This is a genomic window from Paenibacillus sp. FSL R5-0517 (assembly GCF_037974355.1).
In the GTDB taxonomy this organism is placed as follows: Bacteria; Bacillota; Bacilli; order Paenibacillales; family Paenibacillaceae; genus Paenibacillus.
Genome location: NZ_CP150235.1, coordinates 298,375 through 312,168 on the forward strand (window position 1 = coordinate 298,375; position 13,794 = coordinate 312,168).

The window sequence follows — 13,794 nt, forward strand, 5'->3', positions numbered from 1 at the left end:
TCATGAATATTCTGGGCCGAATCAAAAAAATTCCCGGCGGCTTGCTGATTGTTCCCATGCTTGCCGCCGCGGTCGTCAACACGGTGTTTCCATCGTTGTTTCAGATCGGAGATCCAACGACAGCACTATTCACATCGAAAGGTACCATGGTGCTGATTGGCATGATTTTGCTCGTGTCCGGAACACAGCTCAATCTGTCACAGCTTCTGGTGACCTTGAAAAGAGCAGGGGTACTTTGTATTTCACGTATTCTTATCAGCTGTCTGTTCGGCTGGGCGTTTGTACACTTTTTTGGCATTAGTGGGGTTGGAGGCGTGTCTGCGGTAGCTTTCATTGCTGTTCTGACCAGTTGTAATCCGGGTTTATATCTGGCCTTGATGAATACGTATGGAGATGATGTGGATCGTGCCGCGTTTGGCATTCTGAATCTGATTGCCGTACCGGTTATTCCGGTTATGATATTGAATTCGGCAAGTGGGGTCGGTATCGATTACCTCAGTGTCCTTGCTACCCTGGTGCCTTTCTTCATCGGCATATTGCTTGGCAATCTGGACAGTAATATACAGAAGATGTTCGCTCCGGGAACACTGATTCTGCTGCCTTTCCTGGGCACAAGCTTTGGGTCCAATATTGATCTGCGCATTGCATTTCAATCCAGTCTATCCGGTTTGCTGGTCACGGTGTTATTTTTGCTGATCTGCATGCTGCCGCTCATTGGAATCGATCGTGCGTTATTAAGGCGGCCCGGTTATGCAGCAGCTGCGACATGTTCGGTTGCTGGATTGTCTATGGTGGTACCTTCAATGGCTGCCGGGTTCAATCCGGCATATGCGCCCTATGTGGACACAGCCATCGCTCAGATTGCGTTTGCCGTGATCCTGACATCGGTGACCGTGCCTTATATCGTGAAGCGACTGGCTACAGGAACAGTGACGGAAGCTTCGACAAAAGCAAATCATTAAAAAACAGCATGTGTTCTGTCAGGTCATGACGGATCACATGCTGTTTTGCTTTTACATCTATATGATCTCCTGGGGGGAGGAGAGGGATCGATCGGTTTATTTTACAGACCCAGCAATTGTTTAACACTTTCAGCTACTGCTTTGCTAGATTGCGGATTCTGTCCTGTGACCACGCGGCCATCTGTTGTGACATAAGAGCTGAAGGCAGCAGCTTTATCGTACTGTGCGGCACGTTCTCTCAAAGCATCTTCCAGCAGGAAAGGAACATATTCGGTTTGTTGTGCCAATGCTTCCTCTTCATTCGTGAAGCCGGAGACGGTTTTGTCTTTGATCAAGAGCAAGCCGTTGGACAACTTCACGTTCAGCAGGGCTGTAACCCCGTGGCACACACCGGACACAACGCCACCTTTTTCATAGATTTCACGAGAAAGCTCTTGAAGTTCCGCATTGTCCGGGAAATCCCACATTGTACCGTGACCCCCTGTGAAGTAGATCGCATCATAATCACTTGCATTCACTTCGCCAGGTTTCAACGTGTTCTTCAATTGGTTCATGAATGTTTCGTTCTCGAAATAGGCTTTGGTGCTCTCATCCAGGGAGTCACCGAGACTTTTCGGATCAAGAGGTACGTTACCCCCTTTAGGGCTAACCAGATCGATCTGAACATTGTCATTATGGTCAAACTCTTCAATAAAGTGAGTTGCTTCGCTCAGCCACAAGCCGGTAGGTTCGTCCTTCGTTGCGTATTTATCTACGTTTGTTAGTACAACCAGTATCTTTTTCATATAAAAACCTCCCGTAAAGTGTATAACATCATTTATATTAAATATCACAAAATTAAATTGTGTAAAATATATTATTAAACATAACATAATCATGTTCTAAAGTAAAATCATGAACGTATCTTCGATCTCCATTGTTACTTTCAAGCGTAGGCGTAAAGAACAATCTAGTCGTAGTTAATATGCTCTCAAGAATGCACGTTTACTTATAATGTTCTTTTTAATTTACTCAATTTGTAAGCGGAGGTAGGCATGTGTAAGGGTTATCAAAATTAATTCAAATTTGATGATAATTTGATTGAACAACTAGTTCTTTTGATTTAGAATGGCGGAAGATACCAACAAAAAACTGGTACATATTACATAGGGACTCGGAGGAACACAAATGAAACGTTCAGGTAAATTTTTCGCTTCAACAGCAGTTGCTGTTGTCGCTGCAGTCTCCATCGTCTCTTCAGCCTCGGCAAGCACAATCTCTAATTCGAATATCTCTAGTATTTCTATGGCTAATATTCAAAGTATGGATATCGAAACTGCTTTGATGTTGGTTCAACAAGAACGCACCAAATTATTGGATGCCCAATTGCAGACACAAATTCAGGAAGTACAGAACCGTAACAATTATATTGCAGATTTGAATGCACAATTGTCGATAGCTCAACAAAACGGGGATGAAGCAGCTATTCAGAAGCTGAAAGGCCAAATTGATGCTGCAAGCAATTCCCAACAGATGGACATGCTTCGTCTGCAGTCCCTGTCCAACAAGCGTAATGAAGCATTTGACGTAATGACAAACTTTATCAAAAAAATGCAGGATTCAAGATCATCCATCATCGGTAACATGCGTTAAGAACGGATGATTAACTGCAACAATACAAAAAGAGCGGAGCCGGAATTTTAATTCCGAAACTTCGCTCTTTTTGTGTTTTTTATTTGTTTTATCTCTCTGAAATCCGGGTTTGGCCTGTACTATAAATCTTCTGCCAGGTTACCCCGACCAGTCACGACGCCGAGTGAACAGATCCTTCAGCTCGTCCGTCGACAGTTCCGTAATCCAGTTCTCGGAGCTTGTGATGATGTTATCGCTAAGTTGTTGTTTGCTCTCCAACATCTCGTCGATCCGCTCCTCCAATGTACCGAGAGAGATGAACTTATGCACCTGTACATCTTTGGTCTGACCCATCCGATAAGCCCGGTCGGTGGCTTGATTCTCCACAGCAGGGTTCCACCAGCGGTCAAAGTGGAAGACATGATTGGCTGCGGTCAGATTCAATCCCACGCCGCCTGCCTTGATGGACAGAATGAAGACGGACGGCTGCTTGTCCTCAGGCAGTGTTCGGGATTGGAATTCCTCAATCATGCGGTCCCTTGCCGTCTTAGAGGTGCCCCCGTGCAGATACAGCACAGGTTCCTGCAACTCCTGACGCAGTACCTGTTGCAGCATCTGTCCCATACCGATGTATTGGGTGAAGATCAGGCATCGCTCGCCCTCATCCCGCAATTCACGGACAAGCTCCATCAGTCGTTCCAGCTTCGCGGAACGGCTGATCAGCATCGCCATATCCTGCGGGCTGTACACATCATAAGAAGATGTTAATGTGCCGTCCTCGGGCAGTTCCTCCGGCAAAGCTTCTTTTGTCAGCAGCAGAGGGTGGTCACACAATTGTTTAAGCTGAGTTAGTGCCGACAGAATCGCACCTTTGCGTTTGATACCTTCCAGCTCTTTCATTTTATCCATCAGGGCTTGCACGGACTGGTCATATAATGCACTCTGCTCACCCGTAAGGTGAATGTATGTCTTCATCTCGTTTTTGTCTGGCAGATCAAGCTGGATATTCGGATCTTTTTTCTTGCGGCGCAGCATGAACGGTTTCACGAGCTGTTGAAGATCTTGCATCCGCTGCTCATCCTTGTCTTTCTCGATGGCACTGATAAAGCGAGTCTGGAATGCTCGGGCACTGCCCAGATATCCTGGATTCGTAAAATCATAGATCGACCACAGCTCGGACAACCGATTCTCGATTGGTGTGCCTGTCATGGCAATGCGGTGTTTTGCCGGGAAGCTGCGGACGGCCAGGGACTGTTTGGTCTGGGCGTTTTTGATATTCTGCGCTTCATCGAGGCAGATGCATGACCACGTATATGTCTGCAACATTTCCTGATCGAGTGTAGCCGTAGCAAAGGACGTGATGATAATGTCCACTTGTTCCGTTTGCTCCCGGAATTCTTCCCCGCTTAATCGGCGTGCTCCGTAATGCAGGCTGACATGAATGGAGGGTGCGAAGCGGCTAATCTCCTTTTGCCAGTTGCCCAATACAGAAGTTGGACAGATCAGAAGTGCCGGAGCCTGTCCTGGCTTACGTGGTTCATGTTCTTTGATGTGTAATAGATACGTAATGAACTGTATGGTTTTCCCGAGACCCATATCATCGGCAAGACATGCCCCAAGGCCGAATCTGCGCAGGAAACCAAGCCATGCAAAACCTTCCTTCTGATACGATCGCAGCTCGGCATGAAGCCCTGTAGGAATGGGCAGGGAAGGCGCACCGCCTTGTCCGCCTCCCAGTTGTGCAATGACCCGATTCAGGTGCTCATTCAGTTCTACTTCCAGCCGAATGTTCTGATCATCCTGTGGTTGCTGCTCTTCCTCGGCTTGTTGTCCTTCCTTCCATTTCTGGTTGCGATATTCCCGCTGTTCATTGTGCAGCAGATGCAGGTGCAGAATATCCTGAAATGAGAGTCCTTGTTCCCGATCTACACCGCCCATGGCACGACGTATCTGTTCCAGCAGGTCGGGGTCGAGAGGAACCCATTCTCCACGGAAGCGAACCAATCGTTCATTACGGGCCACAAGATCGGCGAACTCATCTTCGCTGAGATCCGTATCACCAATCGCAATGCGCCAGTCAAAATGAATAATTGAGTCCAGTCCGAAGAAGGACTGTCCCCGCTCACTGCCTTCCTCTGGCTTCACCTTGGCGCGCAGCTTAGGTTTCTTCTTCCGGGCTGCTTCCCACCAACCCGGGAGCAAGACTTGCCAACCTGCTGCCAGCAACCTGCCGCTATCCTGTGTAAGGAACTGCCAGGCTTCCTGATCTTCCAAAGGATCACTCAGCACATCCCGTCTGCCGCTAATAGAGCTTGCAAGACGTGGCAGATGTGCACGAAGCTGATCCAGCCATCCGGCGGAGCGATCCAGAATGAACGGTGTCCATACCTCTGGCCATTCGCCTTCAAGTCTGCCGCGTGAATCCAGCATGACGGGCACCAAGATGGCGGCATCCAGCTTGTTCTGCAACACCAGTCGCAGCCGCCAAGCTGGCTCATCCTCGTCCGGCTCCTGCAATTGCAGCATAGGTCTGAATGGTGCGGCATCCGCTTTCCAGCCAATGGATACAAGCCAGGACTGAGCGTCCATTCCGGCTGTCTTGGGTAGAGTACCGCGCTCTGGGAACAACTGCGGAAATTCACGCCGCAGATCGGTCGCAGCTTCCTCCGAACTGTACCAGCGTTGGAATACGAAGGCAGAGTAAGCCGCCCCGAGCCCTTCCGCGTAGCTCTCGTCCGTCTGTTGAATCGCTTTGGTAAGCGATGCCCGATCCTGCTTTTTCAAGCTGTCCGGGTCCCAGGTCCACTGAAGTTGTCCTGCGCGATAGGCCTCAAAGCTGGGTACGTATTTGCGTTTCTCAACAGATGCTGCGAGTGCAGGAGCCAGTCGAATCAGATGTTCCGCTTGCTCGTCCCACTTCCATTCAATATGAAGCAGCGTGTGCATCTCGGCAAAGAAGGGAATGACTTCTTCTGCAGGCAGAACAACCAACTCAATCTCCTCGATCTGCCGAACTTCCAGTTCGGTACCGTAGAAGGAAGGTGCATGCCAAGCGAACAATCGCTGCTTAAGCGACTGTCCCGATACAAAGTGGTGTGTGTTGAGTGCTCCGTAAAACAAAGCATCGCCATATCCGGTTAAAGCGACGTGAACCTCAATCGTTTCAGTGTATGGATGAATTAAGCTCATGAGATCAGTTTACCTTTCCGAAGCTCTTCCTGCAGGGCGCGCAGCCGACTGTTACGAACGGCGAGTGTGGTGATGAATTGCTCCCAGTGCGCTTCTTGCTTCAACTTTTTATAGATTTTGGACAGGCGTTTCAGCAGCTTCACCGCGGCCTTGTATCCGTCCCTGTTCTTATGTCCGATATAACGCTCCACCGCCTGATGATAGAAGGGCAGCAACAGTTCAGGTGCATCTTTTTCAATCGGTTGCAGCACCGCTACGCGGAATTCGAGAGGTTCTGTCCCTGTACTTAGCTGAAAATCAATCCACCTGCGCCACTGACCACGAGAATGCATGGCATCCTCATAGGCTGGGCGAGAGTGGGGGAGCATGCTGACAAGTGTGTCCCACATGCGGTTCTCTGTATCCGGCAGATGTTGAATGGCCGTGTCCCACAGATGCATGTAATCATTCAAAGGTGTGTTACGCCGATTCGCCAGCAGGGGACCAAGTTGTACCAACCAATCTCCGAGCCGCTTCCATTCAGCTGCATCTGTGAGCACGTGGAGAAAATGCAACAGATGTTCTGGCGGGATACCATAGGCCGAGCTTCCATGGATGAGTCGCTGCCATGCCTGATCGTCTTGCCCTACATGGAAATACATCCAGCTCTGCGCGAGTACGAGTGGTAAAGGCAGGGATACGGCTTTGCTTGGTCTATCACTACTACTTCCATTACTCTGAGCGCTGCCCAAGACACTCCCACCTGACTGGGAAGGTGCTGAAGTCGCTGTTAGATTGCGCTCTATATCATTTAAGATGGTCTGTTCCGACACTAACATGTCCCGCGACCCTTGAAGCTCAGGTACGATCCAGTTCAACCACAGTTGTCGATAGATCGGAGTGAAGAACATCATGCTTGCTGTCTCAGGCATCATCTGTTTACGTAAATAAGCTGAGGTTTCAGACAATCTGTTCCAAAGTTGCTCAAGCTTGTTTCCCTTTAGACCGGACAAGTCTAGCGGATGGCTAAAGATCCGTTCAATGTCTTTCAAAAGTGCATCAACCGCGAGCTGGGCAGGGTAGCTCATGTACACGGGGGTATGCGTAATTGAGTTACGAGCCGGCGGTACGCAGAATCGTATGAGGTGCAGCTGCACATGTAGTTCAAAAAGTTGGTCCATCGCAGCGGTCAGCCTTGGCTTAATGGCATATAACTCGTCCGTTGCTTCCTGCACGTAGGATGTGCTTGCTGTGCCGGTACCCAGCCGTCTCAGACAGGAGTGGAATAGCTCATGCCATTCCGAGATTTCGAGAGCGGCAAGCTCTGTTGCACGCTCCTTGATCTGACTGTATTGGTTGTCCTGAATGTCCATATCCTGTTGTTCATCAGCTTCGGCGTAGCTGGATCGTCCTGCGGACATGGCCCCGACGGGTTTAGTCGTTTGTTTGAGCGCAGTACTGGAGTGTGCATTCACAATCGCATGTACAGGTCGCTCCAGTTGCTCGGCATAACTCATCAAGACTGCCGTCATGTGTTTGCATACGGAACTCACCGGGCAGGTACAATGACTGGTAGACAGGGATTGCATGCTCAGGGTGACCTCATATTCTTCCGATCCTTGTACAACGGCCGAGATCCCTTGTTGTTCGGAATAGGTTAATGGTCCGACACGTTTCTGTTTATAATATTGGAATCCGCGCATGATCGTCAGGTTATTAAAATGCTCTGCAACCTGCCTGATCAACTGTTGCCACTGCGCATCATCCATCCTCATGTTATTCGGTATGTTCATCATTCCATCTCCTGGGGTAAACATAGGTTCAGTAATCACCACGTCGATGACGTGATGTTGTAAAATCGTTGTATCCATCATATCAGTTATGAGCCAATCCGTGCATGGGTTATAAGAATATGAAGTTCTTTTTGGACAAACATGAATTTGGATGAATACGCAGGTGCCGTGAGCGAGTGGCATGCATGATTGCCTCATATTGTGTATGCTTATCGTATGTATTCCTTTCAGGAACGATGCAGGCCGGGGAAACGGTCATATTACAAACAACAGGAGAGAGCATATGAAAATACTGACGTTAAACACACACGCTTGGGCGGAAGAGGATCAACTGAACAAGATCGGTCAGCTGGCTGATTTTATAAATACACATCAATTTGATGTAATCTCCATGCAGGAGGTTAACCAGTCCATGCAGGAAGCGGCGCTTTCTGAAGAAGAACTGAGGCGGTATTATGCGACTGAATCGGATGCTGTGATTAAAAAAGACAACTACGCCTACGTCCTGCTTCAGCAGCTGACAGAGCAATATTACTGGACGTGGATTCCCGCACATGTCGGGTTCCAAAAATACGATGAAGGACTGGCGATCCTTAGCCGGACGCCGATCACACAGGCTTTTGGAGAATACGTGTCCCACATGCGTGATTATAACAATTACCGGACCCGTAAGATTGTGGGAATCCAGACGGTCGTCCAAGGTGAAGCAACCTGGTTTGTGAACGGACACTATAACTGGTGGGATGATGCGCAGGAACCGTTCAAGGGACAGTGGGAGTTGACAGAGAGCAAGCTTGCCCCCTACATGGATCAGCCGTTATATATAATGGGTGATTTCAACAATGTCGCGGAAGTGCGTGGAGAAGGCTATGACTATATGATGAGCAAAGGCTGGAACGACCTGTACACCACAGCATTGCAAAAGGATGAAGGAGCAACCGTGGTGAAGGCCATTGCCGGCTGGGCAGACAACAAACGCGATTTGCGAATCGACTATATCTTCTCCAATCGTCCCATTCAGGCCAAGTCTTCCACTGTGGTTTTGAACGGTAAAAACGGGCCGGTCGTGTCCGACCATTTTGGCGTTGCTGTAGAGATCTAACAGCCATGCGGCTATAAATGGGATATCCTCTCAATTAAAGAAACAAAGCCTCCGCTGACTTCCTGTTAAGGGAAGTGTAGCCGGAGGCTTTGTTGCATTCAAACATCATTTCCTATGTACATGTAGTATGGTTGTTCTTCATTTTGTTGCGGGACTGGCCTACTATTCTAACGCCAGCATCTGATGTACGAACTTTTTCAGATTCTCGCTTGTCTCGCTAAGCTGTTCAATGCTTTCCATAAACTCGCTAACGAGCTTGGCTTGATCTACTGTTGCGGTTGTAATCTGACCGATCTCCTGCTCCATATGTTTCATGGAATCCTGTACACTACCGAGAGAGGTTTCGATATCAGCCGCTGCTTGTTTCGTATGATCGGACAGTTTGCGTACTTCACTGGCAACCACACCGAATCCGGCTCCCTGATCGCCCACACGAGCTGCCTCGATCATGGCGTTCAGTCCAAGCAGATTGGTTTGTTCCGATACTTCACGAATGACGTTTGTTACTTTAGACACACTAACCGAGTTCTCTGAAGCTTTTTTGGAGTTGCGCAGAATCTCCTCTGAGGTTGCAGAGAGTTCTTCCGAATGTGCCGCAATCTGCTGAATGCCACCGACAAGCGCATGAATAGTTGTTTCATTTTCACGGATCAGCGTCTCCAGTGTCATATGACTATCCAATGCGTAGTTCACACCCAATATGCCCACGACCTGATCGTTTTCCTTGATGGGAATAAGGATGGCGTCGAAAGGTCTGCCTTGCAGATCACCAGGCATGCGTGCCACGGTACGCGTATCCTTGTTGGTGAGCATTTTGAAATCTTTGTAATCGTCATGCAGCTCATCTCCGACCTTCACGCCAATCTCCAGACTTTTTGCTTCGGAAAAATACAAAACTTTCTCATGATCATTAATGGATATGGATATGTCGTCACGGAACATTTGGCTAACAAAAGGCATAGCATTTACCAGAGATTCAAGAGTATTCAATGTGCATCTTTCCTTCCCGATACAAAAAGTGGAATTTTTCGACCTACTATCTATATCGGTAACGGTTTCTGTTTTTTTAAACGAATGTTCAAATATAAGTTCAACGGACGAGACATAAAGTAGCGCTTCGAATTTATTTGTAAGCGTAAACAAAAATCTGTAGCCACCATAGAACATGTCAGTTATACTGGGATTATTAATTGGTGCCTGAGTAAAATAGAATATATTAACGTTCAGGGCAAGGGCGTTCCTTACGAAGGTTAAGCGCTATATCTCTAGATCCTGCCACAGCAGAATATGGGTCTGAGCTGCCCGGTTGGACGTTTTATTTCGGATAAGATTTTATTTCAATGTGAGAGGGATGTGTGCGATCAATGACAACCTATTTCAGCGAACCGCAGAGCATGTATTACCGATTTGGAGAAGATCAGGATCAGGTGTTGAAAGTGCTGGCCGAGAGGTATATTGGGGCCAATGCGCAGGCTGATTTTGTATATCGGGTATTCCAGAAGTCTGGTATTTTGCAAAATGAGAAAGGGCTTTATGATCTGAATTTAGGTAAACGCTTTCCTGACGCTCCCAAAGATCATATATCTTACGCAGCTGCGCTGGTCTGGGGGGATGAGGATCGGAATCTGGATGTGTTGGTTCGCTGTTATGGACCTGTTCGCTTTTATTTTAATGAGCAGTTGGTTTATCGCTCTACCGTAATGGATGAGATCAGTCCTGATGCAACGGTGAAGCTCAGCATCGATATCAAGCCCGGTTGGAACACCATTTGGCTGGAAATGAAAAATACCCCTGCCGGCTTCGGTTGCCAGTTCGGCTCAGATGAAGGTAAAGTGCGTATTCTGAACGTATTTGCGCCGTTTCAGGAGAGACAGGGACAAGCGGGTTGGGTGTTCTCCCAACCAAACCTTGCTGCGAGTAAGCAACCAGACCTGCTTGGAAAAGAAGCAGATTACAGTTTGAAGTGGCTGCCTGAGACAGGCTGGTCTAATGAAGAGATAACCAAGCCGGCTCTCGAACGAATATACGGACATCTCCCTGGACGGCATGTGTATGCTTGGACGCATCTGAACAATACCGATTCAACCGGGAGTCAGGTACGATTGTCAGGTCAATCCTCCGGTTCTTTAAGCATATGGATTAGCGGCAAACCTGTGGCACAAGTGAAGGAGGCAGGTCCGTTTGAGGTGGAGGTAGCAGCCTCTTTTGGGCGGAGTGACCTGCTCGTCCGAAGTGAATGCAATGATGCGGCAGGACCGTGGCATTTTAATTTGAATGCAACCGTTTCGGGTAAGCCACTTTCATTGGAACTTCCTCAGCGTGTCCACGGTGCTTCCGGAGAGTCCTGGTTATATGTCGGTCCCTTTGAGTCGGAGATTGAACCGGATGTGCAGGATCTTACCCGAACAGACCGAGTGTACCAAACGGGGCAAGAACAGACATATTGGCGTTTGGATCGACCGGATGCCTGGATTAGACCTTATTATGAAAACGCCATGTTAAGCAACAAATGGACTGTGGGTAGTGTGACCAATTATGGTCGCTGGGATTATCCATTAGGTGTCACTGTCTATGGTCTATTACGGACGGGGCGTTATTTGCAGAGACCGGATATTACACGTTATGCGGCGGAGCATGTGCAGGCATGTACCCAGATGTATGAGTACTCATTATGGGATCGGGAGCAGTATGGTTTCCCGGCAGTCAATCAACAATTGGTCATGCTGAAAATGCTGGATAACTGCGGTTCTTTTGGTTCGGCCATGATGGAAGCGTATTCAGAGTGTCATGAACCGACGTTTCTTCCGATTGCTGAACGGATTGCAGATTTTATGCTCTCCCGCCTGGAACGGCAGGAAGATGGGGCATTTTATCGCACATGTGTAGGGGAGTATGCTGAGAATACCATGTGGGCAGATGATCTATATATGAGCACGCCGTTTCTCGTTCGTTATGCACGGGTGACAGGCAACTCCGCCGCATTGGATGAAGCCGCCAGACAATTTTCACTGTATCGGAAGTATCTGTTCATGCCTGAGTTCAAGATCATGTCCCATGTGTATGATTTCAAATACGGACAGGCCACGCAGATTCCATGGGGACGGGGCAATGGCTGGACATTATTCTCCTTGACGGAGGTATTGGAAGCTTTGCCGGCAGAGCATCCCGAGCGCCCGACTCTAATTAATTTCTTCAACGAATTGTGTGAAGGATATGCGGCGCTTCAAGGGGAAAGTGGGTTGTGGCATCAGGTGTTGAACGAACCGCAGACGTATGAAGAAGCCTCCTGCACGGCGATGTTTGCCTATGGTTTTGCGAGAGGGGTACGTTTTGGCTGGTTCAAAGACCCTGAAGTTTACGTCACGGCCGCCGAACGGGCCTGGAAGGGACTCATCTGTAAAGCGATTGATCGTCAAGGTAATGTCCATGGCGTGTGCAGTGGATCACGATATGCATTTACGGCAGAGTATTACGATCAGGACTTGCGTACCGTCACCAATGACAATCACGGAATAGGCATTATGATGCTGGCAGGAACCGAGGTGGCCAAAATGAAGAAACATCTGGCCGAACACATGGTGTCTTCACCTGCAGTCTCACATTCCTGACACACCATATCTGAGACGGGAACACGACCGCCGGGAATGTTATTCCCGGTGGTTTGTGATTCTTTCAACTCCTTACTTTTTTGACAGGAAAGCTTACTTTTGTTTATGTCATGTCCAGCAATGGACCGATACAATAGGTTTTGTAAGCGATTCCACAGAAGTGAAAAGGGGAGGAAATTCATTCATGATGATCACGAAAAAGTGGGTAACCCTGTTCTGCCTGTCCCTGTTATTGTTCGCTACAGCCTGTTCGGGAGGAGCCACGGATAAGCCAGCTTCTTCTGGCGAAGCAAGTGAAAGTGAAGGAGACTCTTCAGGCAAGATTGAACTGCGCATGACCTGGTGGGGATCACAGACCAGACATGATCTGACGACCAAAGTCATTCAACTATTTGAAGAAAAACATCCGGGAATCACCATTAAACCTGAATACTCCGGTTGGGATGGTTATTTTGACAAATTAACGACACAGGTAGCCGGTTCAAATGCACCGGATATCATCCAGATGGATTACGCATTTCTGACTGACTTTGCCCGGCGTGGTGCCTTGCTTGATCTGACCCCATTTGCAGAGAGCAAAGAGCTGCGAACAGAGGATCATGATCAGAGCATGATTACAGCCGGATCCATTGACGATAAATTATATGCAATTACCCTCGGAGTAAACGCACCAGGTGTCATCTATGACGCCACCGTATTTCAGGAATTAGGGATTGAAGAACCGCAAGAGAGCTGGACATGGAAGGATTTTGGGGATATTGCGACCAAGATTGCCGCAGCCAAAGGTGATGGGTTCTATGGATCTGCAGACATTTCCGGTACAACCAACATGTTTGAAGTATTTATCCGACAATCCGGAAAAGGTTTGTTCGACGGTGGCACAATGACCGCTACCAGCGAGGAGCTCCAGCAGTGGTTCGATATGTGGGGCGCACTGCGCGAGAATGGTGGAGTGACCACAGCGGAGATCACGGCATCCACAACCAATGCACTGGAGACCCGCCCGATCTCACTGGGTACAGCTGCCATGGATTTTGCATGGTCCAATCAATTGCTGACATTCCAGCAGGTGAACAAAAACCAGGATCATAAGCTTGGGATACAAGTACTCCCGCATGGTGTCAACGAGCAGCAAATTGGCGAATACCTGAAACCAGGCCAGTTCCTCTCTGGTTATGGCAAAACCAAACATCCGAAGGAAGTTGCCATGTTCATTGATTTCATGGTCAATGATCCAGAAGCAACCGCTATTCTTGGTTCTGAACGTGGTGTGCCGGTTAACTCAAGCATTCGTGAGCAGATGCAGCCAACGCTGCCGGAAGCGGAGCAAGTCATTTTCCAATTTATCGATACCGTATCGAAGCATTCCAGTGAGATCGATCCACCATACCCGCAAGGATTTGCTGAAGTGGACACAAGTTTCAAGAGCGCAAGCGAGCAGATTGCCTTCGGTCAAGGCGATACTCCAGATGTCATTGCCCAGTTTATTGAAGGAGCCAAGGCTACACTTGGATCAAGTCAATAACGATTGGAACTGTCTCAGACTTCTA

At 48.4% G+C, this 13,794-nt stretch carries 9 protein-coding genes; 5 read left to right on the plus strand and 4 right to left on the minus strand.

Going from position 1 to position 13,794, the window contains the following annotated elements; genetic code table 11:
• Window positions 1-2: 2 nt before the first annotated feature.
• The gene (locus MKX40_RS01345) at window positions 3-962 is read left to right on the plus strand and encodes a 2-keto-3-deoxygluconate permease (RefSeq protein WP_339239111.1); all 960 of its coding nucleotides are present in this window, start codon (window positions 3-5) and stop codon (window positions 960-962) included.
• Between the two features lie 101 nt (window positions 963-1,063).
• Here MKX40_RS01345 and MKX40_RS01350 read toward each other — a convergent pair whose 3' ends face one another.
• Window positions 1,064-1,747 carry a type 1 glutamine amidotransferase domain-containing protein gene (locus MKX40_RS01350; RefSeq protein WP_339239112.1) on the minus strand — a complete coding sequence of 228 codons (684 nt, stop codon included), beginning with the start codon at window positions 1,745-1,747 and terminating at the stop codon, window positions 1,064-1,066.
• A 382-nt stretch (window positions 1,748-2,129) separates the two neighbouring features.
• Here MKX40_RS01350 and MKX40_RS01355 point away from each other — a divergent pair, with 382 nt between their 5' ends.
• Window positions 2,130-2,594, plus strand: a complete 465-nt coding sequence (locus tag MKX40_RS01355; RefSeq protein ID WP_339239113.1) for a hypothetical protein — start codon at window positions 2,130-2,132, stop codon at window positions 2,592-2,594.
• A gap of 138 nt (window positions 2,595-2,732) precedes the next feature.
• On the opposite strand, the gene MKX40_RS01360 is transcribed toward MKX40_RS01355, so the two are convergent.
• Together MKX40_RS01360 and MKX40_RS01365 are read right to left on the minus strand one after the other, a co-directional pair.
• A complete protein-coding gene (locus MKX40_RS01360; RefSeq protein ID WP_339242868.1) occupies window positions 2,733-5,753 on the minus strand; it encodes a DEAD/DEAH box helicase in 3,021 nt (1,006 codons plus the stop codon).
• A 5-nt stretch (window positions 5,754-5,758) separates the two neighbouring features.
• The gene (locus tag MKX40_RS01365) at window positions 5,759-7,534 is read right to left on the minus strand and encodes an SWIM zinc finger family protein (protein ID WP_339239114.1); all 1,776 of its coding nucleotides are present in this window, start codon (window positions 7,532-7,534) and stop codon (window positions 5,759-5,761) included.
• Between the two features lie 283 nt (window positions 7,535-7,817).
• Between MKX40_RS01365 and MKX40_RS01370 the strand changes: the two genes are divergently transcribed.
• Window positions 7,818-8,636, plus strand: coding sequence for an endonuclease/exonuclease/phosphatase family protein (locus MKX40_RS01370; RefSeq protein WP_339239115.1), 819 nt, complete (start codon window positions 7,818-7,820; stop codon window positions 8,634-8,636).
• A 162-nt stretch (window positions 8,637-8,798) separates the two neighbouring features.
• On the opposite strand, the gene MKX40_RS01375 is transcribed toward MKX40_RS01370, so the two are convergent.
• Complete coding sequence (locus tag MKX40_RS01375; RefSeq protein WP_339239116.1) at window positions 8,799-9,626, minus strand: methyl-accepting chemotaxis protein; 828 nt, start codon at window positions 9,624-9,626, stop codon at window positions 8,799-8,801.
• 374 nt (window positions 9,627-10,000) lie between these two features.
• Between MKX40_RS01375 and MKX40_RS01380 the strand changes: the two genes are divergently transcribed.
• Both MKX40_RS01380 and MKX40_RS01385 read left to right on the plus strand, forming a co-directional pair.
• Window positions 10,001-12,244 (plus strand): glycoside hydrolase family 88 protein, encoded by a 2,244-nt coding sequence (locus tag MKX40_RS01380; protein ID WP_339239117.1) that lies wholly within the window; start codon window positions 10,001-10,003, stop codon window positions 12,242-12,244.
• A 184-nt stretch (window positions 12,245-12,428) separates the two neighbouring features.
• Window positions 12,429-13,769, plus strand: coding sequence for an ABC transporter substrate-binding protein (locus tag MKX40_RS01385; RefSeq protein WP_339239118.1), 1,341 nt, complete (start codon window positions 12,429-12,431; stop codon window positions 13,767-13,769).
• Window positions 13,770-13,794: the final 25 nt, after the last annotated feature.

Excerpts from the sequence above, each read along its gene's own strand:
- MKX40_RS01355 (WP_339239113.1), top strand. The coding sequence starts at position 2,130 with ATGAAACGTTCAGGTAAATTTTTCGCTTCAACAGCAGTTGCTGTTGTC.
- MKX40_RS01350 (WP_339239112.1), bottom strand. The coding sequence starts at position 1,747 with ATGAAAAAGATACTGGTTGTACTAACAAACGTAGATAAATACGCAACG.
- MKX40_RS01385 (WP_339239118.1), top strand. The coding sequence starts at position 12,429 with ATGATGATCACGAAAAAGTGGGTAACCCTGTTCTGCCTGTCCCTGTTA.
- MKX40_RS01380 (WP_339239117.1), top strand. The coding sequence starts at position 10,001 with ATGACAACCTATTTCAGCGAACCGCAGAGCATGTATTACCGATTTGGA.
- MKX40_RS01370 (WP_339239115.1), top strand. The coding sequence starts at position 7,818 with ATGAAAATACTGACGTTAAACACACACGCTTGGGCGGAAGAGGATCAA.
- MKX40_RS01345 (WP_339239111.1), top strand. The coding sequence starts at position 3 with ATGAATATTCTGGGCCGAATCAAAAAAATTCCCGGCGGCTTGCTGATT.
- MKX40_RS01365 (WP_339239114.1), bottom strand. The coding sequence starts at position 7,534 with ATGAACATACCGAATAACATGAGGATGGATGATGCGCAGTGGCAACAG.